21 protein-coding genes are annotated in these 22,754 nt (G+C 37.0%); 11 read left to right on the forward strand and 10 right to left on the reverse strand.

Features of this window, described 5'->3' with window-relative positions:
- Positions 1–2: 2 nt before the first annotated feature.
- From H4J70_RS05700 to H4J70_RS05710, 3 genes are all read left to right on the forward strand, one after another.
- Entirely contained in the window at positions 3–2,426 is a 2,424-nt protein-coding gene (locus H4J70_RS05700) for an FtsX-like permease family protein (protein ID WP_182250766.1), read from the forward strand.
- A 76-nt stretch (positions 2,427–2,502) separates the two neighbouring features.
- The gene (locus tag H4J70_RS05705; RefSeq protein ID WP_182216448.1) at positions 2,503–3,903 is read left to right on the forward strand and encodes a sigma-54 dependent transcriptional regulator; all 1,401 of its coding nucleotides are present in this window, start codon (positions 2,503–2,505) and stop codon (positions 3,901–3,903) included.
- On the forward strand, positions 3,896–5,233 hold the full coding sequence (locus H4J70_RS05710; protein ID WP_182216450.1) for a PAS domain-containing sensor histidine kinase: 1,338 nt from the start codon (positions 3,896–3,898) through the stop codon (positions 5,231–5,233). Before H4J70_RS05705 ends, H4J70_RS05710 begins: the two co-directional genes overlap by 8 nt.
- A gap of 45 nt (positions 5,234–5,278) precedes the next feature.
- Here H4J70_RS05710 and H4J70_RS05715 read toward each other — a convergent pair whose 3' ends face one another.
- Positions 5,279–6,457 carry a lipopolysaccharide assembly protein LapB gene (locus H4J70_RS05715; RefSeq protein ID WP_182216452.1) on the reverse strand — a complete coding sequence of 393 codons (1,179 nt, stop codon included), beginning with the start codon at positions 6,455–6,457 and terminating at the stop codon, positions 5,279–5,281.
- A gap of 391 nt (positions 6,458–6,848) precedes the next feature.
- On the opposite strand from H4J70_RS05715, the gene H4J70_RS05720 reads away from it, so the two are divergent.
- The 7 genes from H4J70_RS05720 (at position 6,849) to H4J70_RS05750 (ending at position 12,351) form a co-directional block, all read left to right on the forward strand.
- On the forward strand, positions 6,849–8,105 hold the full coding sequence (locus H4J70_RS05720) for a hypothetical protein (protein ID WP_182216454.1): 1,257 nt from the start codon (positions 6,849–6,851) through the stop codon (positions 8,103–8,105).
- A gap of 115 nt (positions 8,106–8,220) precedes the next feature.
- Entirely contained in the window at positions 8,221–9,036 is an 816-nt protein-coding gene (locus tag H4J70_RS05725; protein ID WP_182250767.1) for a CbbQ/NirQ/NorQ/GpvN family protein, read from the forward strand.
- The gene (locus H4J70_RS05730; RefSeq protein WP_259364636.1) at positions 9,029–9,646 is read left to right on the forward strand and encodes a cytochrome c oxidase subunit 3 family protein; all 618 of its coding nucleotides are present in this window, start codon (positions 9,029–9,031) and stop codon (positions 9,644–9,646) included. The genes H4J70_RS05725 and H4J70_RS05730 overlap by 8 nt, the downstream gene beginning before the upstream one ends.
- Positions 9,647–9,664: 18 nt before the next feature.
- Positions 9,665–9,919 carry a cytochrome C oxidase subunit IV family protein gene (locus tag H4J70_RS21000; RefSeq protein WP_182216457.1) on the forward strand — a complete coding sequence of 85 codons (255 nt, stop codon included), beginning with the start codon at positions 9,665–9,667 and terminating at the stop codon, positions 9,917–9,919.
- Between the two features lie 82 nt (positions 9,920–10,001).
- Complete coding sequence (locus H4J70_RS05740) at positions 10,002–10,382, forward strand: hypothetical protein (RefSeq protein ID WP_182216459.1); 381 nt, start codon at positions 10,002–10,004, stop codon at positions 10,380–10,382.
- Between the two features lie 135 nt (positions 10,383–10,517).
- Positions 10,518–10,958, forward strand: a complete 441-nt coding sequence (locus H4J70_RS05745; RefSeq protein WP_146796219.1) for a cytochrome c — start codon at positions 10,518–10,520, stop codon at positions 10,956–10,958.
- Positions 10,959–10,962: 4 nt separating this feature from the next.
- Positions 10,963–12,351: a cbb3-type cytochrome c oxidase subunit I gene (locus H4J70_RS05750; protein WP_182216461.1), complete on the forward strand. Its 1,389-nt coding sequence runs from the start codon at positions 10,963–10,965 to the stop codon at positions 12,349–12,351.
- Between the two features lie 453 nt (positions 12,352–12,804).
- Here H4J70_RS05750 and H4J70_RS05755 read toward each other — a convergent pair whose 3' ends face one another.
- The 9 genes from H4J70_RS05755 to H4J70_RS05795 all read right to left on the reverse strand — a co-directional run bounded on the left by H4J70_RS05755 (position 12,805) and on the right by H4J70_RS05795 (position 19,690).
- Positions 12,805–13,065 (reverse strand): LPP leucine zipper domain-containing protein, encoded by a 261-nt coding sequence (locus H4J70_RS05755; protein ID WP_182216463.1) that lies wholly within the window; start codon positions 13,063–13,065, stop codon positions 12,805–12,807.
- Positions 13,066–13,143: 78 nt separating this feature from the next.
- Positions 13,144–13,620, reverse strand: coding sequence for a potassium channel family protein (locus H4J70_RS05760; protein ID WP_182250768.1), 477 nt, complete (start codon positions 13,618–13,620; stop codon positions 13,144–13,146).
- 25 nt (positions 13,621–13,645) lie between these two features.
- Positions 13,646–13,975, reverse strand: a complete 330-nt coding sequence (locus H4J70_RS05765; RefSeq protein WP_182216467.1) for a hypothetical protein — start codon at positions 13,973–13,975, stop codon at positions 13,646–13,648.
- 3 nt (positions 13,976–13,978) lie between these two features.
- Positions 13,979–14,617 carry a hypothetical protein gene (locus H4J70_RS05770; RefSeq protein ID WP_182216468.1) on the reverse strand — a complete coding sequence of 213 codons (639 nt, stop codon included), beginning with the start codon at positions 14,615–14,617 and terminating at the stop codon, positions 13,979–13,981.
- 96 nt (positions 14,618–14,713) lie between these two features.
- Entirely contained in the window at positions 14,714–15,403 is a 690-nt protein-coding gene (locus H4J70_RS05775; protein ID WP_182216470.1) for a PspA/IM30 family protein, read from the reverse strand.
- Positions 15,404–15,426: 23 nt separating this feature from the next.
- Positions 15,427–15,840 carry a YjfI family protein gene (locus H4J70_RS05780; RefSeq protein WP_070375922.1) on the reverse strand — a complete coding sequence of 138 codons (414 nt, stop codon included), beginning with the start codon at positions 15,838–15,840 and terminating at the stop codon, positions 15,427–15,429.
- A gap of 135 nt (positions 15,841–15,975) precedes the next feature.
- On the reverse strand, positions 15,976–17,682 hold the full coding sequence (locus H4J70_RS05785) for a polyamine aminopropyltransferase (protein WP_182216471.1): 1,707 nt from the start codon (positions 17,680–17,682) through the stop codon (positions 15,976–15,978).
- A 117-nt stretch (positions 17,683–17,799) separates the two neighbouring features.
- On the reverse strand, positions 17,800–18,702 hold the full coding sequence (locus H4J70_RS05790) for a DUF350 domain-containing protein (protein ID WP_182216473.1): 903 nt from the start codon (positions 18,700–18,702) through the stop codon (positions 17,800–17,802).
- 22 nt (positions 18,703–18,724) lie between these two features.
- Positions 18,725–19,690: a hypothetical protein gene (locus H4J70_RS05795; RefSeq protein WP_070375925.1), complete on the reverse strand. Its 966-nt coding sequence runs from the start codon at positions 19,688–19,690 to the stop codon at positions 18,725–18,727.
- Positions 19,691–19,875: 185 nt separating this feature from the next.
- Here H4J70_RS05795 and glnE point away from each other — a divergent pair, with 185 nt between their 5' ends.
- Positions 19,876–22,749 (forward strand): bifunctional [glutamate--ammonia ligase]-adenylyl-L-tyrosine phosphorylase/[glutamate--ammonia-ligase] adenylyltransferase, encoded by a 2,874-nt coding sequence (gene glnE, locus H4J70_RS05800; RefSeq protein WP_182250769.1) that lies wholly within the window; start codon positions 19,876–19,878, stop codon positions 22,747–22,749.
- Positions 22,750–22,754: the final 5 nt, after the last annotated feature.

Below are 22,754 nucleotides of genomic sequence, written 5' to 3' on the forward strand. Positions count from 1 at the left end.
ACATGTCTACATTTATTGATATCAAATATGCCTTTAGATTACTTTTTAAGTCGCCTAAGTTCACTGCGATGACTTTAGCTGTTCTTGTTGGAGGGCTTTCCATCAGCTTATTCACCTTTTCATTTTTGTATTCAACCATGCATAAAGACTTAGACTTACCTAACGGCGAAAGCATGCTGTCGGTTAATGCAGAATTTAATGGTGAATTTCAGTTATGGACTTCCTATGAATTCTTTATGATAAAGGAAAAACAAACAGTACTCAGTGAATTTGGTATTTATGATAAACAAGATTTTAGATTGTCTTTTGAAGATAGTGGAAAGAATGTTTACGGGACTTATGTTGACCAAGGATTTTTTGATTTCAGTGGTACAAAAGCAGCGCTAGGTCGAACATTGCAAGCTGCAGATATAGAAGCAGGTGCTTCTCCAGTTGCAGTTATCAGCACTCAGATTTGGGCGAGTGATTATTCATCTAGCAAAGACATTATTGGTAAGACTATTATTGTGAATGATATTGTTACCGAAATTGTTGGTGTTATGCCCCATGGGTATCTTTTTCCTGGTTCGAGTCATATTTGGCTGCCGATAGAACAATCACTCATAAAAAAGACAGCGAACAATCCTAATAATGTTCATCTTTACGGTCGTATTAAACCTGATATCAGTAGAGCTAAAGCTGAACAATCCTTAAGCCAGCAAATTAATACGATTTATCAACAAAATGCTACACAATACGATTTAGAAAAAGGTGATAAGTCAGTACGTTTCTGGTCATTTCCTTTTGCGCAAATGGGAGGGGAAGGTACGGTAATTTTTACCTTTTTAAATGTGATCGCTGGGATGATCCTATTACTTGCGTGTATCAATGTTGGAAATCTTTTACTTGCTCGGGCTATAGAACGTCAAAAAGAAACCGCGATACGAGCAGCATTAGGCGCATCAAACACTCGTTTAGTTAGTCAGTTAATGTGGGAAGGCGTTATTATTACCTTATTAGGTGGCGTTTTGTCGGTTTTACTTGTAGGTGCAGCTTTACATTACACCGATATTATATTGCATTCATGGAACTCCAAAACGTTAGTATTTTGGTGGCGTTGGGGTATGGACAAAGAAACACTATTAATGGCGGCCGCCTTTACTATAGTGACAATTTTTTTATCCTCATTTTTACCCGCTTGGCGCTCTGCCAATCAAGACATTAATACAACATTACGTGATGGAACTCGAGGCGCACAAGGTAAAAAAGCAGGGCGTTTATCAAGATTCTTAGTGACGACTCAAGTATTTCTTGTCGCGATATTAATGCTTATTGGCTCGATGTCAGGGTATATATCCAATAAACTGGTTAATTTAGAAACGGGAGATGATTACACTAATGTGATGAGAGCTAGGCTCAGCCTACCTGAAAATAAGTATGCAGAACCACAGCAGCAAATTGCTTTTTATCAAAACCTAATGACAGACATCAAAAGTCACCCTCGCGTTGCGGGTGTCGTTATGAACAACTGGCTTGGAAATTTTCCCCTAACACTTGAGGGAATTGATTACACCGATGAAAAAAGTAAGCCATCTGTTGATACGCTAAGTGTGATAGGGAAAACAGATACTATTGGTGTTAACTTGGTTGATGGGCGCTTCTTAAATCATCAAGACAAAGAAGGTAATCGTAAAGTCGCTTTGATTAGTCAATCAATGGCGAGTCGATACTGGCCAGGAGAATCTGTCATTGGTAAAAGCTTTCAACTTAAGATCGATGAAAAAAACGAAAAACTATTTATAGTAGGCGTTGTAACAAATCGCATGAATCCTAAAACCATGCTCGGTAAGCTTGATAGCGCTGATGAAGTTTATACTTCAGGGTTACAATTTATGACGGCTTTTCAAAACTTTTTTTACCTAATAGAAGGTGAATTAATTAATAGTGAAGAAATATTTTATCAAGCCTTGTATAAAATAGATCGAAATATTGATCTCTTTTATGCGGTTGAACCGGCAGAGAAAAATAGAGGTATGATGAGTGATGTAATGCAATTAACGTCTAATATCACTTTTGGTACAGGCTTCTTTGCCCTAATGTTAGCACTGGTTGGCATTTATGGTTTAACCGCTAATTCGGTGGCACAACGTACTCATGAAGTTGGTATTAGACGCGCAGTGGGTGCTACCGATAAAAGTATTGTGAATATGTTTATGAAACAAGGTGCGAAACAATTAATTAAAGGATTAGGTTTAGCCTTAATCATTTTTGTATTAATTGCCTTTGGTTTTAATAAAATGTCGGAAGGTATATTTCCAACGTATTTATATGTGGTTCTTGCAGTAACGGTAGTTATCGGATTGTCTGCTATTGTAATGTTAGCGATATATGCACCAACGACCAGAGCAGTTAAAATGGAACCAAGCTCAGCTCTTCGTTACGAATAAGACGAAGGAAGAAAAGCTATCGCCCTTAATGTTAGGGCGATAGACTAATATTAATTAATGGTGTAACTATAATACTGTGAAAAATAATAAAATCTTAATTGCTGATGATGACCTCAATATTATTGCCAGCTTAAAATATATGTTATCAGAAGAGAATTTTGATATTTTAGCGATGACCACGCCAGAAGCTGTTTTGGAAAATTTAAAGCGTGAAAGTGTAGATCTCGTTTTAATTGACATGAATTTTCAACAAGACACCACTTCTGGTGGTGAAGGGTTACAGTTAGTTGAGGCTATTCAACAGTTTGACGAAACTCTGCCTATTATTGTTATGACCGGCTGGGCAACTATTGATATTGCAGTTGATGCTATGCGGGCCGGCGCAAAAGATTTCATCCAGAAACCGTGGAACAATGAACGTATGCTAAGCGCTATTAATACGCAATTGAAATTAGCCAGTATCGATAAAAAGCTCAACCGACTCAATCAAGAAAATAAACTACTCCGCTCACAATCGTTTCCTAAAAATAATGGCATTATTGCGCAATCACCCGTAATGAAAACATTGTTGTCATCGTTAGAAGAACTCGCAAAAAGTGATATGAGTATCTTACTTACCGGTGACAATGGCACGGGGAAAAGTATGCTTGCTTCTTATGTGCATCAACAGTCATCGCGAGCTGAAAATTCTTTCGTTCCAGTAAATATGGGCGCTATTCCAGAAAGCTTATTTGAAAGCGAAATGTTTGGTCATTTAAAAGGGGCATTTACAGACGCTAAAGAAAACAGGGTTGGCCGTTTTGAAATGGCAGAGCAAGGCACGTTATTTCTGGATGAACTTGCCAATATCCCAATGGCTCAACAAGCTAAGTTATTAAGAGTATTAGAGGAAAAAAAATTTGAAGTAGTCGGAAGTAGTAAATCACTGAGCGCGGATGTACGTATTATTTCAGCCACCAACTGTGATTTGGCAAAAGCTATTAGTGAACAGCAATTTAGACAAGATTTATTTTACCGTTTAAATACCATTCAACTACGTATACCTTCATTGCACGAACGAATTGAAGATATTGAGCCTTTAGCCCATTATTTTTTACAACGCTTTAGTGCTAAATATAATATTGTCGCCCCTGAGTTATCATCGGATGCTGTTAAAAAGTTACAACAGCATACTTGGCCGGGTAATATTCGTGAGCTAAGCCATCTTATGGAAAAACTACTTTTTACCTGTAAAAAATCGGTGATAGGTGGACGAGATTTATTACTTGAGGATATTCATCCTTCAGCAAGTGAACTTGATGAGAATAGAGGTGATAAACTCACTAATTATTCGTCATTATCTTTAAATGAAATAGAAAAAATATCAATGATCAGCCGTTTGAAACATCATCGAGGTAACGCCACAGAAACGGCCAAATCTTTAGGGTTAAGTCGCAGTGGATTTTATCGTCGTATGAGTAAACACGGCCTTGACTAATCAACAACGAAAACAAAAAAATGATCATAGCTTGCTAGCTCTGTTTTTGTGCTTGCCTTGTTTGCTTATAACGACCGTAGCACTTTATATAGCCAATGTGTCTGCTTATTTAATTGCTTTTATACTTATTATTTTGGCGTTAATTGCTGTTTTTATTGTTGTCATTTCTGAGCAACGTTCTCAGCAACAAATAAGAACCTTGGCCAATATTTTGGAATCAATGATTGATGGCGATTATAGTTTACGTGGCCGAGAGCAAGAAAATAAGGCTTTTCAAGAACTACTCACTCTCGTTAATAACCTCGCAGACACACTGGCATTAAGTAAAATTGAAGCGAAAGAGAGTCGGCAGTTACTTGAGCGAATAATGCAACAAATGGATGCAATGGTTTTAGCGGTTGATGAACAAGGTCGGATTGTATTGGCAAATGATTCGGCCCAAAAATTATTACAAATAGATATGTCTCAACACGCTCATTTATTGCTGACAAGCCTAGTGATAGGGAAAGTTATTAGTGAAGCACAAAGCGGAATTATTGATTTTGAACACCCCCAGCTTAGTGGTGAACACTTCCTTTTTAAAGAATACTTTTTAAGTGAAGGCAAGCAACATCAACTCTTTTTAATCACCTCAGCACAACGATTATTATTAGAAAAAGAACGAAAATCTTGGCAAAGTTTATTGCGTGTTTTAAGTCATGAAATGAACAATTCGTTAACACCTATCTCTAGTATTAGCCAATCGATAAGTTCTAAATTACAAGATGGGCAGAAAGCCTTAAATCGCGAGTCTTTATTAACAGGGGTTGATATTATTAACGAACGAGCAAGTTCGCTTAGTTCCTTTATTGCCAGCTATAGTCAGCTTTCTCACTTGCCTGAACCCAATAAAAGTAGATTTGCCTTGCAAGGCTTTATTAGCCATTGTATTGCGCTCTTTAATGATTGTCGTATTCTATTTCCAGATAATTCTATTGATTTAGAGCAGGTAAATATTTACGCAGATAAAGCTCAGCTTGAGCAAGTCTTTATAAATGTCTTTAAAAACGCCAAAGAAGCCATGCAGATAACTCGTAGCACAGATAAAATAATTGAAGTGTTTTGTCATGAGGATGATAAATATTTTCACATTCACGTCTGTGATTCAGGTAGCGGGATAGCTAACAAAAATAACTTATTTGTCCCTTTCTATACGACAAAACCACAAGGCAGTGGTATTGGCTTAACGTTATGCAAACAAATATTATTTAATCATGATGGACTTTTATCCTTAAAAAACAGAGAAAATGTCGCAGGAGTTGAAGCTGTCATATCGCTTCCTAAAGGTTGATACGATAAATTATCAACTACACTCGATATTTACCAATATTACCGTTTAGATATTTCTAGCAATGCTTTGGTTAATATTATAGAGCTTTTTTTCATCAAGCTCATAGGTCCACTCCAGTGCTTTAACTAACATAGCTTGGGCCATCTCCATTTTTTGTTGCTTTATGTAAATACGGTATAGTTCCATATAGGCTTGGTTTAAATAGGGCGCTTTCTTCAATGCTTTTTTAAAGTGTCTTTCTGCTTGTTTAATATCATTGTTTTGTGTTGCGACATAAGCCTGAGTTAACGATTTATAGGGGCTAGGGTCGTCTAATTCTTCCATCTTACTTTGCAGAAAACTCACTTCTTCCATTCGCTGTTGAGACTTAAGTAGCATAATATAATTACTTAATAGTGCTATGTTTGGTTTTCCTCTATCTATACCTATTTTGTAGATTGCTTCTGCCGTTTTTACATCGCCAGCCCTACGATGAATAACGGCTAATAAATTAATTGTTTCGATATTTTTAGTGTCATATTTATAGGTGGTACTAGCATACATAAAGGATTTCGCTAAATTTTTATCAGCTAAAGCGTCAGCAGCTATATTCTTATAATACATAGCTACAAAGGTATTATAAGAAAACGTTCCTCCTCTACGATTATTTTTATTTGGGAAGTAATCAATGGTTATACCGGAGGGAGAAAAATAGAAAAAGTTATCATCAGCAACAAAAGAAGGATCATAAATTACTGTTTGTACATGCGAAGATGACAAAATAACATCTTCTTTTTTAGAAAAAATCGGTAAGGTATACACATTACGATATGAGAAATACAACCCCAAAAGCTTAGCATAAGCAGTTGTTAAAATGGCCAAACTCATACAGTTACCTTTATTAAGACGCATTACGGTAGTGGCATTATATGTTTCACCATAATAGGTAAAATTGGCCATGTTCTCGTTAAGTATCTGATAGAGTGCTTGGTGAGGTTCATAGCCCGTAGCTACTTTTTTCTCAAAATCTATTTTTACTTTTTTCTGTTGGTCTTGCGTTAGGTAAAACAGCTCTTGCTCATTTAATGGCGCTATTTTTGTTTGTTCAAATAAATTGTAATTAATAGGAATATTGATGTGTTGTTTAATATCAGATTTTGAGCCATCTATAGATGTAGTTGAACAGGCTGAAAAACAAAAGATAATATCAAAAGTAAAATTATTTTTATGCGATGCATTTGTCATCCTTAACATTCGGGTATATTTATCTCGTCTTGCCACGGGATAACTTAACTACGAAGAGCTCTGTACTTAAATTAACAGAATAATAACTTATAATAAAGTGCTGTTGAAAACTAATCATTACACGTCACTTTTATCGTTCCGTTTAACTACACGCTATGCTTTATCGATGCTAATTATAAGTTGGGCGGTGTAGATGCATAAAGATTAAAGTTGGCTAGCGTTTTTTTTCGCAGATTAAATCAACAAAACACTCCTCATTTGCTATAATCGATATACTTAATTGCAATACCTAATAAAAACGTGGATTTTTCACGCTTTTTTTATATTATTTCTAATCTATGCTTAACCGTATTATTAGTGATAATTCCTTATACGGAGTTTATATAGTTTCATGAGAAAGTTGTTATCTTCACCTGTTAATATGCCCTTGTCTGATGCTGAAAATCAGGTTTATCAAAATGCCCTTAAATATGTCACGCCATTGAGCCTAAATTTAATGGCGGTTAAAGTGACACATCGTCCAGATGATTTTCTGGGCTGGTGTGGCGAGTTGGCCCGACTATGTCGTGAAGAACTTAATAAGGATCTTTTAGAAGATGAGCAACTTTTACCGCTTAAGAAGCTACAAGATATTCTTGAAGCTGGCTTTACGCTTAGTCAGTTTAAAATGGCTAGAATTGCTCCTTGGCCAATATTTGCCAGTTTTATTGAACAACAAAGCACGATTCATGCTTTAGATGAACGTTTACGTTTATTGAATTATCTTGACGAAATTCGCCAACAACCTTTAGCAGACTTAATTGTTGAAGACCGTTTAGCTTTTTCTGGTAAGCACACAACTCAGCATGACTACAGCATTTATAATTTTGATGTTGAATGGTTTGCGGGCACTAAAGGTGCAAAAGTTTTTCATACCTTGCTTGAGCAGTCGCCAGAAAAGTTTGATGCAGCATTAGCGCACATTCCTTTAACTGGAGAAGTAAGTCATGCAAACTACCAAAGTTTTGTTAACGACTTCCAACAAATTTTTAAAGAATATACGCAAACAAAAGCCCAAGGCGAAAAAGCGCCTTTAGCGGTAGCTACACGTCTATTAGCGATGCGCAGACCGGATCAATTTATTGCATTAAATAACAATAAAATTGATATTCTTTGCCAAGGCTTATCGATTGCTAAACTAAAAAACACAGATTTTTCATCTTACTGGCATGACATGATTGGTACTATGCGTACTTTTGCATGGTGGCATCAAGCACAACCAGAGATAGCTGAAGCAAACAGTGATGCAAATGAGGGCGAAGAAAGCGCTCAAGATGAAGCTACTGGCAACAAAGAGAATCGTGAACTTATTCTTTGGAAAAATCGTGCGGTATTAATTGATTTGTTTTTATTTGCTGATGCTGACTTAGCACCAAATTCAAACTACATTAAGTTACGTGAAAAAATGCTTAATAAAGCGAAGTCGAAGTCAAAGGCGACGCCTAAAAAACGTAGTAAAGAGTCAGCTGAAATATTAGTGGACAAAGCGCTTACCTCAGAAGATCTTCCAGCGTACTTGCAGGGTAAACGTGACTCAATTATTATTCAGGTTAAAAATGGTAAAAGTGTTGAACAAGCTATCGGTTTAATGCGCGCAATTTTTGGCTAATTAATCGCTATTTTCATGCTCAATTGATCGGAATCAACTAAGGTCCATTCAAATTTGCAGCTAACTCATTTAGGGCGTATTTTAACGTTAAGTTAAATTACGCCTTTGAGTTTTTATGAACACCGTTAATCTTAAACCTTCGACCAAAACTGACGATTCTTTATATTATAAAGAACAAAAGAATGAAGTCTCCTTATTTGAATATGCCTATCACCATCAATTACCCGTATTAATTAAAGGGCCAACAGGTTGTGGTAAAACGCGTTTCATTGCCCATATGGCAGAAAAACTCAATAAACCCCTTTATACTGTTTCTTGTCACGATGACTTAACCGCTGCTGATTTAGTAGGTCGCCATTTAATTGGTCCCAACGGCACCTATTGGCAAGATGGTCCGTTAACAAAGGCTGTTCGTGAAGGCGGCATTTGTTATTTAGATGAAGTCGTTGAAGCACGCAAAGACACAACCGTTGTATTGCATCCATTAGCTGATGACCGTCGCGTATTACCCCTTGAACGCACCGGTGAGTTAATAGAAGCCGCCCCCGGTTTTATGCTGGTTGTTTCTTATAATCCCGGATACCAAAATCTATTGAAAGGTATGAAGCCAAGTACACGTCAGCGTTTTGTGGCACTGCGCTTTGAATACCCTACTGCGGAATTAGAACAAGAAATTTTAATTAAAGAAGCAGGGGTTGATCCCCATTTAGCTTTTAAATTAGTTGAACTTGCCCAAGCTTTACGTCGTTTAGAAAAAAACGATCTCGATGAAGTTGCTTCAACACGTTTGTTAATCTATGCAGCGAAAATGGTTTCAAGTGGTATGAATCCTATCGAAGTTTGTCGTTGTTGTTTAGCCGAACCATTATCAGATGATATTGATACGGTTAATGCTTTAATGGATGTTGCTAGAATTTACTTTGATGAGTAACAGCGTTATTACTTCAAAAACTTTAGAACTTCGCGAGGTTAAAGTAGCTGACAATATGGTTAATAAAAGACTGCCGGGTGATTTAGCCATGTGGTTTTTTATTCTTGCTGAACTTACTGTCTTTGCTATATTTTTTATTGGCTTTGCTATTACTGAGCAATTACATAGTGATATGTTCATTGCGAGTAAAGCTAAGCTTCACCCGATTGCGGGTTTAATTAATACGATTGCCTTAATCACCAGCAGCTTATTTGTTGCTTTATCTGTTCGAGCTATTCATCTTCATCAAGTTAAACAATCAATTAACTTACTCGTCATTTCACAAGTTATTGCCTGTATTTATTTAGCAGTAAAAATTTGGGAATATCAGTTTCTCTTCAATATAGGCATTGATATAGAGACAAATACTTTTTTTACTTTGTATTTTCTTATTACCTTCTTCCATTTTATGCATGTACTTTTAGGTATGGTTATTCTGCTTATTATTGGCGTAAATGCTAAGAAAGGTGCTTATCAAGAGGACGTCTCTGGCTTTGAATCGGGTGCAAGTTATTGGCATATGGTTGATATGTTATGGATTATTTTGTTTCCACTTATCTATGTTATTTAAAGAGGCGGTAATGACACTATGATCACTTTGAAACAAACAATTATAAGTTGGCTACTTTTAATTATATTGACCTTTAGTTCAGTTTATATCGGACAGGTTATAAAATCCCCAGAGTACTTAATTGCTTTTGTATTATTAATTGTTTTCCTTAAAGGGCAGCAAATTACCGATGTTTTCATGGAACTTCGCACAGCGCCTAAAATGTGGCGGATATTATTACTTGGCTATGTATTTATAATTCCTGCTGTTATTTGTGTAATTTATCTTTTGTAGTGATGTTTAAGGCGTTGGGCGGTCTATTCAGATTAATCATTGACCTAAACAATAGTGTTACTTTTAGTTAAGAGAGGTTTATATGAAAAATTCAGTTGAGCAGTCATCGAACCAACACCATTCAGCCAAAGATGGCCGAGATGCTATTATTTATCAATCGTTATTTTTGATGAATTTATTACTTATACCTGGCCTGTCTTTTTTAATTTTAATATGGTTATTTATTAAAAAAAAGCACCAGAAAGGCTGGCAATGTATTCATCTATACCGCTCCATTCAATTGTCTATTTTAGCCGGCTTTTTTATTATCGTAATTCCGCTTGTTGTCTTACTAACAACTGATGCTTTTGAAGTGTCTTTAATGGTGATGATCATTTACTTTGTTACTATGCATGCCGCTTTTGTTTTGCTGGGAATGCTAAATGTTTCTAGGGCAATGGCGAAAAAACTTCCACTTTTTTGATATAACGCATACTTACCTTTTTTTTAGTCACAAATTATTACACATTCTTTAAAACTTGATAGAAATCAAGTCTCCTTATTTAAGAGCGGTTTATTATCCTCAAGCTTTATTATCGTTTTTACTAAGGAAAACACCATGTCAGAGCGTTTTACTAAAGGCATGGCTCGGAATATTTATTATGGAGGAAGCGTATTCTTCTTCTTAATATTTCTAGCTTTGACCTACCACACCACCAAAGTGATGCCTGAAAGGGATCACCGTGAAAATATTACCGAAGCTGTTGCTCACGGTAAAGAACTTTGGGAAGAGAATAACTGTATCGGTTGCCATTCATTAATAGGTGAGGGGGCTTATTTTGCACCTGAACTCGGTAATGTTTATAAACGCCGTGGCGGTGAAGCGGGCTTTAAAGCCTTTTTAAATGGTTGGATGAAAGCTCAGCCGTTAAATATCCCTGGCCGTCGTCAAATGCCAAACTTTCATCTTAGCGATAAAGAAATTGATGACTTAGCAGAATTTTTGAAGTGGACGTCAGAGTTAGATACTAATGACTGGCCACCGAATATTGAAGGATAATGCGATGAACACTTTAAAATATCAATCTCAAGCGGTCGCAAAACCTTATTTCATTTTTGCATTAATACTCTTTGTTGGCCAAATTCTATTTGGCTTAGTTATGGGGTTACAATATGTTGTTGGTGACTTTCTTGCTGGCGCAATTCCTTTTAACGTAGCACGTATGGTGCATACCAATCTACTAATAGTCTGGCTATTATTTGGGTTTATGGGCGCTGCTTATTATATGGTTCCAGAAGAATCTGAAACTGAACTTTATAGTCCTAAATTAGCTATTATCTTGTTCTGGATATTTGCCGCCGCAGGTGTTGCAACTATCTTAGGATACCTATTAGTCCCTTATTCAACTTTAGCTCACTATACGTTAAATGAATTATGGCCAACGATGGGACGTGAGTTCCTTGAACAGCCTACTATCACAAAAATTGGTATTGTTATTGTTTGTTTAGGCTTTTTGTTTAACTTAGGTATGACTATTTTAAAAGGCCGTAAAACAGCTATTAACATGGTGTTGATGACAGGTTTAATTGGTTTAGCCGTATTCTTCTTATTCGCATTCTATAATCCAACTAACTTAGCACTTGATAAGTACTTTTGGTGGTTTGTTGTTCATTTATGGGTAGAAGGTGTATGGGAATTAATCATGGGCGCAATTTTAGCTTATGTGTTGATCAAAATAACAGGTGTTGACCGAGAAGTTATTGAAAAATGGTTGTATGTCATTATTGCAATGGCGTTAATCTCAGGTATTTTAGGTACAGGTCATCATTTCTACTGGTTAACTACTCCAGAATATTGGCAGTGGGTGGGCTCTGTATTCTCAGCAATAGAACCTTTACCATTCTTTGCGATGGTATTGTATGCCTTTAACATGGTTAATCGCCGTCGCCGTGAGCACCCTAATAAGGCTGCGACACTCTGGGCATTAGGCACGTCAGTAATGGCATTCTTAGGTGCAGGTGTTTGGGGCTTCTTACATACATTAGCACCAGTAAACTACTATACCCATGGTTCACAAATTACTGCTGCTCATGGTCACATGGCTTTTTATGGTGCTTATGCGATGATCGTAATGACAATTATTTCATATGCTATGCCTAAGTTACGTGGTATCGGTGAAGCTAATTGTAATCGTGCCCAAGTACGTGAAATGTGGGGATTTTGGTTGATGACTGTTGCTATGGTTTTCATCACATTATTCTTAACAGGTGCTGGTGTATTACAAGTGTGGTTACAGCGTATACCAGAAAGTGGTGAAGCGTTAAGTTTTATGGTAACTCAAGATAAACTTTCAATATTTTATTGGCTACGTGAAATTGCCGGCGTGTTTTTCTTAATTGGTTTAATTTCCTTTATCTCAAGCTTTTGGGTGAAAGAAAAAGTAGCTAGCTAAGTACTAGTATATGTTGGTATTAATCAACAGAAAATGAAAGCCGGTTACTGAAAAGTAACTGGCTTTTTATGTTCAGGATGGTCTTTCTCATACATCCTGTCTTTTTAGGCATTAGTGTATCTCTGCACGTCTACGGTATGTCGTGATGCTGTGACTGCATGGATGCAAAAATTAGAGTAACGCAGGAGCAGTGACCGAGATGGCAAGGAACGACGATGTTCACAACGGTATGGCCATTTCTAGGCATTCATATAGTCAGATGGTCTTGATACTCCTTTATGTCGATGTAAGAGTCGATAATGGTACTTCTTAGACAGCCTGTCCTTCAAGGCATTTGTCCATCATTGCACGCCAATAGTCATAGTTTGTTGATACGAAAATAGCAGGCATAAAAAAACACGAGGCTGATATAATCAATCTCGTGTTTTATTTAATAGACCTATGGTCTAACCGTTATTTTTTGTAGCTAGAAGCAATGTTATCCATGCGTTCATTAGCATTAGCAACAGATGTTTTAACACCTTCTATTGTTTCTGTATTCATTGTTTGCTGACTTTTTACATCGGCAACTTCATCCGTTAAGGCATTAACTTTATTAGTTAGTGTATCAACCTTTTGGTTTAGGCTACTTACACTTGCTTCTAAAGCGTCAGTGTTAGCACAGCCTGTTGCTGTCATGATAAGTGCTGCTAGAGCAATAGTTTTAATTAACATAGTGTTTTCCCTTTTATTATATTTAAAAGACAAGTATGGCATAATATAATAAATTTATTACACATTATTTATTAATATTTACTTGGTTGATTTGTGAATAACTTCTTCAATTTTATTGGCTAATAAATTAATTTTCACTTCGAGTTGCTTATTATGATCAAGTATTTCTTTATTTTGTCGGCGCAACTCTCTATTTTTAACGTCTGTGTTAGAAAATCCAAAAAAACGATTAATAAACTGCGCGCCAATAAAACTCATTAATCCAACACCAATATAGAACATACACATAACAACGACCCTGCCACCTGTAGTTACAGGGTAGTAATCACCATAACCTATGGTACTAGAGCTCACTTGTAGCGCCCAGAAAGCATCATTATATGTTTTTATATTGGCCGTAGGTGCGGGTAATTCGAAATGCAGTAACAGTTTCGCTGCTCCAGCCATAATCAAATAGAGTGTCAATATTGTTAAGATTAATATATATCGAGATTTATAATTCTTAATACCAAATTCATCGATAGTGTAATGTTTAAGTCTATGGCGCATCATCATAATGTTTATAATTTCATTTTTGCAGTTAACTATTATTGTTTTGCGTAACATGTAGAATTAAATCATCCATTAATTTACGCTTTATTTCAAGTTGTTGTTCAGGAGAAAGGCCGTATTTTAAGGCTAATATTTGGTAATCATCTTGTCCTAAACTTACGGTTAAACGAGGTCGTTTAGGTCTTTTATTCGTTGGTAGGCCAAGAATATCACGAATTTGGTCTGATGGACTCAGACCTGCATGTAATGCTTGAGTACGAATTGCTAATTGAATTTTTTCATCCATATCAAAAGCAACTTGCACCGCCTTGACTGCTTGAATTGAAGATTGCCATTTTTCAGGTAATTTTCTGCTCACAAATTAGCTCCCCGGGAAAATATCGATAATATCAGAAGTTGGACGGTATAACGTAATAAATAAGTCGGTATCACCATCTTGCCATACTTCAATATCAATACCGCGCGATTGCTCTTCATCAAGTAAGCTATAAAGTTCAAATTGCTCGCCTGCTTCATTTCCTTCATAGGCGCTTAAACTTTCACTACGATTATCTCTGCGGTGAAAATAACCTACTTTTGCAAAAACTTGTTGCTGGTATTGTGGACTACTCCAGCCTGATGTTAATAAAGAATCTGACTTTCTCTCTAGAAAGGCTTCACCAGGTTCATCAAATACTGTGGCAAACTCATCTAAATCGAACAGTGATTCGATATCTTGGTGCTGAATTTTAAGAGCAAATTTAAGGTAAGTTTTATCATCACTTTCGATGGTTAAGTAAAGCTCAAGGTTGTTCGCACCTTGTAAAACCCATTCAGTTTGTGTGTTACTTTCAAATTCGTAGCAGTTAATGGCTGATACTTGAAACTGTTGTTTACGTAAGGACTCAGGTAAGGCGAAACTGTCGGTCAGCACAATAATATCTTTAATCTTTAACTCTTCAGCTGAGTTAACTTGGCGTTCGTCTTCTTTCTTTTTAAATAGTCGCTTTAGAAAACTCATATTCAGATCCCAAAAATCCGCCTAGTTGTTGGGAGGAAAACAGCTAGGCGGTTAAAACGGTATTCGTTAGTCAATCATGGCTAACGAGCATGTGTGTTACTTTTGTTTAGCTTTTAAACGGTCTAATACTGAATTCGCACTATTATCTGTGCCACCAATACCGGCTTGCTTAAGTTGAGCAGCTAATGAATTATCTGAGTTTTCAGATTCTAACACTTCTGCCGCTTTCATTTGATCATCAAATTTCTGCTGTTTAGCTTTAATGCGTTCTAAAGAATCTTTAGCATTTAACAGCTTAGAATTACTTGATGAAAAGTTATCTGTGATTGCCGATGTTGCTTTTTGAACACTTTCTGTCGTTTTAACCATAGAAAGTTGACGCTTATATTCACCTACTTGGCGCTCACTTTTCTTCACTAGTTCTTTTAAACGATTAGCACTACCTGAAAAACTATCAAGTGCTTGTTGTTGAGATGCTAGATCATTTTCCAAGTTAGAAATTTTTTCAGCAACAGCTAATGCTAACGTTTCATCACCTTTTTCAAGGGCTTGTACTGCATAGCCTTCGTGCTCAGTGACTTCGCGCTTTAAACGGTCAACTTCACGGCTTGATGACATTTGTTGAGCCATAACACCAGTAAGGTCACGTTTAGCTTTAGTTAAGTGATTTTCTGAATCACGAATCTCTTGTTCAAAAATACGGGTAGCGTTTGAATCAACAATTGATTCTCCAACTTCTGAAGCGCCACCTCGAATTGCGGTCATTATCTTTTTAAAAATACTCATAGTTTTTTCCTTAGGGTGGTTAATTAAATTAGGTACTCGCCCATATCATCTATAATTTCCATCGCGTTATTACTTAAAACGCCTAATTCGTGTTCAATATCATGAAAAGACGAATTAATAGATAGGGCACCAAAAATTACGTATTTATCACCAATTTTTGAAAATGATGATAAAGGCATCGGAATATTCATTTCTAACATGCTTACGTGCATGTCTTGAAGGTATTCAGGTTTTACTTCTTCTACGCCCCATAAGTAGGTGATACATAGTATTTGATCATCGGTTACAGAAACAAAAATTGGTAATTCTTCACGGTCGATAACAGTAATTTGTAAAACGTCCACTTCGCCTGAAATAGGCTGACAATCAAATACCATCCCGGTTTCAGAATTGTCCGCTAAGCTATTTAAGTGATCAGCAATTTTATGAATGTTCATGTGATTCCTTAGTCTGTATTTTTCGTTAATAAATCTAAAAGTAAATATCTCTCAGACATATTATGTCGTTGAGGTAAATTTAGCACTTTGACATAATATGTCAAGAGCCGATTTGCATTATTTGTTATTTATTTGTCATTCTTGTAAATAAGCATTGTTCAAACCTTGTTGATCGCGCCATGCTTTTTGATGTAATTGATAAATATTATGGCTACCTAAATAGTTAATAGGAACATCTGCTTGGTTCTTATAAAAGCTTTTCGAAAACTCGAATGAATTAATCACCATAGGTAGTGTTAGCCAATGATGTTCAATTGGTAATTTTTCTAAAGACTGTAAACGGTTAAGGGGGCTAGCACCACGTTTTGACGCTATCGTCCAACCCCATTCGCCAAAGCTTGGCACATTATCGTGATATTGCTGAACGTGAGCGAATTTAGCCGCTTTTACTGTTTTTCCAATCGCAATAAAAGCATCTTTGGCATGATATGGACTTGCCGATTGTATGCCAATTAAGCCGTCACCCGCGAGCAACTGATGTAAGCGCGCATAAAAATTAACAGAATAAAGTTTATTTAAATCAGGGTGGCTAGGATCAGGTAGGTCAACAATGATGCTATCAAAGGTTTGTTGTTGTTTTAACAAGTTATCAATCGCTAAAAAGGCATCTTCATTAATAATTTTTACCCTAGGGTCTTGTAAACTTTTCTGCGTTAACTGATTAAGCTGAGCCGCCAACGATGGTGATAACTTTTCGGTAGGATCCAAAAATATTTGCATTAATTCGGCGTCTAAATCAATTAAGGTGACTTTTTTGGGCGACCACTGCAAGACATCACGTAATGCTAATCCATCACCACCGCCAATGATTAATATATTGTCATGTCTAGCAGAACCAGCCATAACAGGACTGACTAAATAACTGTGATAAATAAACTCATCAGCAGACGAAAATTGTAAACGGCCATTAAGATAAAAATTAATCACACTTGGCTGCTCTGCTCCCATATGTCGTTGGGTAAAGTTGAGTTGTTGATAGCGGGTCTTATCGGTATAAACAACTTTATCTAAATAGAGCAAGTTACTCATTTGATTTAACCAGCTATTACCAGACTGATAAATAACACCAATGGCGATCAATAATAAAATATGAAGTGAAACTAAGGTTTTTCGCCAGGTGAGTTTATCCCAAAAATGAAAGATAAAAATACCACCGACAATTAAGTTTAAGGCAGCAGTTAACGCACTGGCTTTACTGATATCAATGGATAATAAAAAAATAACCCAAATTGCAGCACCAATACCCGCGCCAACATAATCGGCGCCATAAATAGTGCCTAGGTTATTTTTTAAATGTTTTTGGTGAATTGATTCTCTAATACGTGCGATAAGGGGAATTTCCATACCAATGAAAAAACCTAAGATGAAACCAAAAAAATAGGGACTATTAAAAGCGAGCTGCGATAGTTGTTTTAAAAATCCACCCTGGGGCATAGAGTCGGGTGGCAAATTAAAGGTGTCTGCTAATACCTGTGGAAACGTTTGAGTGAGTGCTATTAAGCCACCAATAATTAAAATTGAGCTGCAACCTAAAAACGCGATGGTAAGCTCTAACCAAACAAAACCTTTGAATGCACAAGTGATCTTGCGTGCGGCAAAAGCACCTAAACCCATAGCGACAATCATCAAGCCTATCATGGCATAAATAGTACTTTCCATCGCGCCTAAGACACGACCAGCATAATGGGATAAAAGGTATTCATAGATTAAACCACAACCAGCTAAAACGGCCATGGTTAAAATAAGCAGTGTATCGTTCCAAAATAATTGTTTTTTATTCATAGTTATAAAGTACCTAGCACCATCAAATAAGGTCAATGGGTAATACTGTTCTTCCTGAAGATAAAAAAGCTTTAAGTGCTTATGCCCTTAAAGCTTTTTTGGTAAAAGAGGGGAAGGTTATGACATCAATGCGGTTAAAATGAGGGCAATTGAAATACTCGTTGCCATTTCAACACAAGCAACGCCTATATTTTGTTGTTGATCAACTTCTTCAACTAAATTAATTCCCCACAGTACAATACGTTTGGCAATGGCTGTTAATATTGCGACTAATAGAGTCATCACGACCGCAAATACAAACCAAGAGATTAAATTGTAAAATAAAGTTTCAGGTGAGTACGTAAGAAAGTGACTCGCTGCGGTAACGGCTAAAGCGGTACTAATTAATTGGCCAGCATAACGTATAGCAATTGCGGTTTGTCCACGTGTAAATGCTTCTTGTAAGCAATCACCTTGATTATTTTTTGCGTATTGGCGCTCTTTTAAGCGGGTAACTAATAATAAAATAGCTTGAGAGATAATAAAGCCGGCAATGATGGCAATAAAGGTATCAACGTCTAAACCATGCACCCAAAGTAAAACCGCGCGAATGATGATAGCCGTCGCAATGGCACCTGCAGCATCAACAATACCTATGGTTAAATTTTCATTGAGAATTTCTTGTGTTTTATTGATGTGTTGCAGTGATAATTTATCATGGATAACACGTCCAATTTTTATCAGTATCAAGCCTAATGTGCCATAAGCGAACATGCCAACAAATTCCATCCAGTAGCTTGGCGCATTTTCACCACTGATTGCACCTGTAAGAACAATACCTAAGGCGGCAACACTCCCTGCGACACTGATGCCAAAAGCAAAGTTATCTTTTTGTGCTAACTCTTGCGTAGAGTTAACTTTAGCCGATAAACCTGAAATAAAACGCATTGCACCTAATAAAACAATCGCAATAGAAATATCAATAACTAAGTAAATTAATAAATCTTGATTTAGGGCAGTAATTTCAAAAAATGTATTCATGTTAATTCCTATATCCTACTCGTTATTTGCCGCGTCTAAAGCTGCGAGATGTGGTGCTTTTGCTGTTTCTAAAGCTGGAGCTTTTTGAGTAGCTAGACTTCTTTGCGTATGAACTATTGGTACTAAATCGCTTTGCACTGGTTTGTGCCGTACTACTTTGTTTAGAAAGGCTAGATGACCCCGTCCGACTTTTACTGTAAGTACTGTTATATTTTTGACCGCGGCTTTGAAATGATTTTTTTGTACGGGTATCTAAATCATTTTGTTTTTTTAATTGGCTTGGTGAACTATAGCGAGTTCGGCCGTAATCATTATAATAACTGTAGTTTCTTGAACGACCCCAATCATTATATGAAGTGCGGCGAGAACCAAATACATCACCCATCATTGAATACATGCCATACCATGCCCAAAAAGACATACCATTGCTTCCTTGCGTCCAACTACCATAACTTGGATTGCCAATTAACTGTTCTCCGGTACCAAAGTCCTGAGCATTATTGGCTTGTTTGCTTTGTGCTTTTGATAACGAGTTAACGCGCGGCAAAACCCCATCAGACATGTCAGCAAGCACATTGAGTGGATCGCTTAATGCGTCGGAGTAAAGTACTGGGTCAGCGGCAAGATAAATGTTAACCAGTTCATTGAAGATATCTTCTTTACTGGCAAACATACTTGGTTGATTTTTAATGGTTGCTAAACGGTCAAGTAGCGACAAATACATTGGACCTTTTGTCGTCGCATCTTTGTTAAATTCGTTAATTAATTGCGTAAGATGAGGTTTTTGCTGTTGAAGTTTTTCAGCATATTGATGAATTAAACTGGCATTACGTACCTGACCATCCGTTAAGGCGTCAGCTAATTGTTGAATACGAAGCTCAGTGATTGGCGTTTGTTGTTTAATTTTTTCTTCGAAGGGATCAGAGCAACCGACTAAGAAAATAATCAAGCTTAAAAAAGCGTATTTGATGTGTTGCATTCCTGCCATAGTGTCCTCAAAAATGCTATTATTAACATATACTCAGGTTATTTGAGTACGAATTTGCTATCTATATGTGTAATATATATAACACGTTATTAATAGCATCATAGACATAATATGTCTATTAATTCGTGATTTCATTTGAAATTCTTCTTCCTTGTCTTTTGCATAGTTAACAAATGGGTCATTAAATGAATAAATCAACTCAGCTACCAAATATACTCTCCCTGCAACAGCAAAAAAGCACGCAATTGTTTAATCATCAATACCCCGAAGCAACCGCTAATTTGTCCAAGCAACAACTCGCTGATTTTCATCAAGCATTAATGGCAAGTGACTTTATATTAAACAGTGCATTGCAGTGCCCTGACATTGTGGTGTCTTTATTTTCAAGTGAACGTGTTTACCAAACTGACTGTCCCAATTATCAGCAAATGCTTACTGAGCTGATTGCCCCTTGTGAAAGTGAAGAGCAATTACATAAAATCTTACGGCAGTTTCGTTTACAAGAGATGGTTAATATTGCCGTTGCTGACTTGTTGTTTGATCTTGAATTAACCTTGTCGTTAGAGCGTTTATCCGAACTCGCTGACCAGCTTATTTTAGCCGCATTAAACTGGTTAACATTACTCTGCCAAGAAAAATGGGGCATACCCAACAGCAAAAATGGTGAGGTTCAACAACTGTTAGTTTATGGGATGGGCAAGCTAGGTGGACGTGAATTAAATTTTTCTTCTGATATCGATCTTATTTTTACCTACCCAGAAATGGGAGAAACACAAGGTGCTAGGCGTAGTCTTGATAATCAGCAATTTTTTATTCGTTTGGCACAAAAATTAATTACTGCCTTACATCAAAAAACGGCCGATGGTTTTGTTTATCGCGTTGATATGCGTTTACGTCCTTTTGGTGAAAGTGGTCCGCTTGTTTTAACCTTTAATGCCATGGAAGATTATTATCAAGAGCAAGGGCGTGACTGGGAGCGCTATGCGATGCTCAAAGCGCGTCTTATTGGTCATGGTAAATATCATGACCAACTTTCAACCATACTCAGACCTTTTGTTTATCGTCGCTATATTGATTTTAGTGTTATCGATAGCTTACGCCGTATGAAAATGATGATCGCCCAAGAAGTGCGTCGTAAACAATTAAATAACAACATAAAACTGGGTGCAGGCGGTATTAGAGAAGTTGAATTTATAGTGCAAGTGTTTCAGCTTATTCGTGGCGGGCGGATAAAAGAATTGCAACACCGCCGCTTATTAACGGTGTTACCTATTTTGGTCGAGAAAGAAGTTATTACCGCTGAGAATGAAGCCGTGCTGACCGATGCTTATTGTTTTTTACGACGAGTAGAAAATATTATTCAAGCGTTAAATGATCAACAAACTCAGACCTTGCCAGATAATACCTTGGATCAAATGCGTTTATTATGGGCACTTAATCATAAACAATGTCAAACATGGCCAGACTTTCTTGAGTTTTTAGCGTTGAAAATGAACAGCGTTCATCAGGAATTTTGTGCACTTATTGGCGAAGAGAGTCCAAATCATCAAGCGAAAGATCAGCATTGGACAGCATTGTGGGACAGTAAATGGTCAGATGAGGAGAGTGTTGCTTGGATCGAACAGGTCAGCTTCTTCGTTGATGCTAAAAAAATATGGAGTTTGCTCGCTGAATTTAGAGCTGAGATGGAAAAGCGCAGTATCGGTAATCGAGGGCGTGGCGTACTTGATAAATTAGTACCCGTTTTAATGTGGCACATACAGCAAGAGCATAGTGGTCACTTTACGCTAGAGCGGGTCTTAATTATTTTTAATAAGATATCAACGCGTACCGCCTATATTGAATTATTATTTGAAAATGAAGGCGCATTGAAGCACCTCATTAAACTGTGCCATCAAAGTAGCTGGATCGCAGAGCATATTGCCAAGTATCCGATATTATTGGATGAATTAATCGATCCTAAATTGTTACACAATCCGCCAGAGCTGAGTAGTTATTCTGCTGACTTAAGACAAGCAATGTTGCGGATACCTGAAGATGATCAGGAGGCACAAATGGACATGTTAAGACAATTTAAGCAAGCACAACACTTGCGAATTGCGACCGGTGATATTTGTGGGATCTTACCAGTAACTAAAGTTAGCGATCATTTAACCGCTCTTGCCGAAGCCATTATTGAAGAAGTTATTCATTTAGCTTGGCAACAAATGGCTCAGCGTTTTGGCGTGCCAGAGTCGACAGTTGGCGAAAACCATAAAGGCTTTTCTGCGATTGGCTATGGAAAAATGGGCGGTATAGAATTAAGTTATAGTTCCGATTTAGATTTGGTTTTTGTTCATAATAGTCAAAGTAATGAGGTTACTAACGGTTTAAAGCAGATCCCCGCTTCGCAATTTTACATGAAACTAGCACAGCGTATTATGCACATTTTTAATACACGTATGGCCAGTGGTATTTTATATGAATTAGATATGCGTCTACGTCCTTCTGGTAACTCTGGTTTGTTGGTCGTTCATGTTGATACTTTCGCACAATATCAGCGAGAAGAAGCATGGACATGGGAACATCAAGCGTTAGTCAGAGCTCGTACTGTATTTGGTAACCTTGAATTAGCTAATAAGTTTTCAGCCATAAGACAAGAAATACTGACTTGCGTCCGTGAACGAGCAAATGTTAGTGCCGATGTTTTAAAAATGCGTGCAAAAATGCGTGCGCATTTAGATAAATCAACATCGGCTGACACTGACATCAAGCAAGGCGAGGGTGGGTTAGTTGATATCGAATTTTTAGTCCAATTCCTTGTACTTAGCGAAAGTGCAAAGCACCCAGAGCTTTGCAAATATTCCGATAACTTGCATTTACTTAAAGGGCTACAGCACTGCGGAGTAATAAGTTCAGAGCAACAAAAGCAGCTAACGACTAGTTATTGCACGTTACGTGATTTTGGTCACCACGCGACCTTAAAAAATCAGCAGCAGTTATTGACTAAGGTGGACTTTGAAGTAATAGCTGAAAACGTTGCTGCTATTTGCCTGTCACTGTATGAAAAATCTTTATAGAAATG

This window comes from Colwellia sp. BRX8-9, from assembly GCF_014077245.1.
Taxonomy (GTDB): Bacteria; Pseudomonadota; Gammaproteobacteria; order Enterobacterales; family Alteromonadaceae; genus Colwellia_A.

Bases quoted from the DNA above. Each gene is read 5' to 3' on its own strand.
- H4J70_RS05700 (WP_182250766.1), top strand. From the start codon at position 3: ATGTCTACATTTATTGATATCAAATATGCCTTTAGATTACTTTTTAAG.
- H4J70_RS05715 (WP_182216452.1), bottom strand. From the start codon at position 6,457: ATGACAAATGCATCGCATAAAAATAATTTTACTTTTGATATTATCTTT.
- H4J70_RS05720 (WP_182216454.1), top strand. From the start codon at position 6,849: ATGAGAAAGTTGTTATCTTCACCTGTTAATATGCCCTTGTCTGATGCT.
- H4J70_RS05725 (WP_182250767.1), top strand. From the start codon at position 8,221: ATGAACACCGTTAATCTTAAACCTTCGACCAAAACTGACGATTCTTTA.
- H4J70_RS05730 (WP_259364636.1), top strand. From the start codon at position 9,029: ATGAGTAACAGCGTTATTACTTCAAAAACTTTAGAACTTCGCGAGGTT.
- H4J70_RS21000 (WP_182216457.1), top strand. From the start codon at position 9,665: ATGATCACTTTGAAACAAACAATTATAAGTTGGCTACTTTTAATTATA.
- H4J70_RS05740 (WP_182216459.1), top strand. From the start codon at position 10,002: ATGAAAAATTCAGTTGAGCAGTCATCGAACCAACACCATTCAGCCAAA.
- H4J70_RS05745 (WP_146796219.1), top strand. From the start codon at position 10,518: ATGTCAGAGCGTTTTACTAAAGGCATGGCTCGGAATATTTATTATGGA.
- H4J70_RS05750 (WP_182216461.1), top strand. From the start codon at position 10,963: ATGAACACTTTAAAATATCAATCTCAAGCGGTCGCAAAACCTTATTTC.
- H4J70_RS05755 (WP_182216463.1), bottom strand. From the start codon at position 13,065: ATGTTAATTAAAACTATTGCTCTAGCAGCACTTATCATGACAGCAACA.
- H4J70_RS05760 (WP_182250768.1), bottom strand. From the start codon at position 13,620: ATGATGATGCGCCATAGACTTAAACATTACACTATCGATGAATTTGGT.
- H4J70_RS05770 (WP_182216468.1), bottom strand. From the start codon at position 14,617: ATGAGTTTTCTAAAGCGACTATTTAAAAAGAAAGAAGACGAACGCCAA.
- H4J70_RS05775 (WP_182216470.1), bottom strand. From the start codon at position 15,403: ATGAGTATTTTTAAAAAGATAATGACCGCAATTCGAGGTGGCGCTTCA.
- H4J70_RS05780 (WP_070375922.1), bottom strand. From the start codon at position 15,840: ATGAACATTCATAAAATTGCTGATCACTTAAATAGCTTAGCGGACAAT.
- H4J70_RS05785 (WP_182216471.1), bottom strand. From the start codon at position 17,682: ATGAATAAAAAACAATTATTTTGGAACGATACACTGCTTATTTTAACC.
- H4J70_RS05790 (WP_182216473.1), bottom strand. From the start codon at position 18,702: ATGAATACATTTTTTGAAATTACTGCCCTAAATCAAGATTTATTAATT.
- H4J70_RS05795 (WP_070375925.1), bottom strand. From the start codon at position 19,690: ATGGCAGGAATGCAACACATCAAATACGCTTTTTTAAGCTTGATTATT.
- glnE (WP_182250769.1), top strand. From the start codon at position 19,876: ATGAATAAATCAACTCAGCTACCAAATATACTCTCCCTGCAACAGCAA.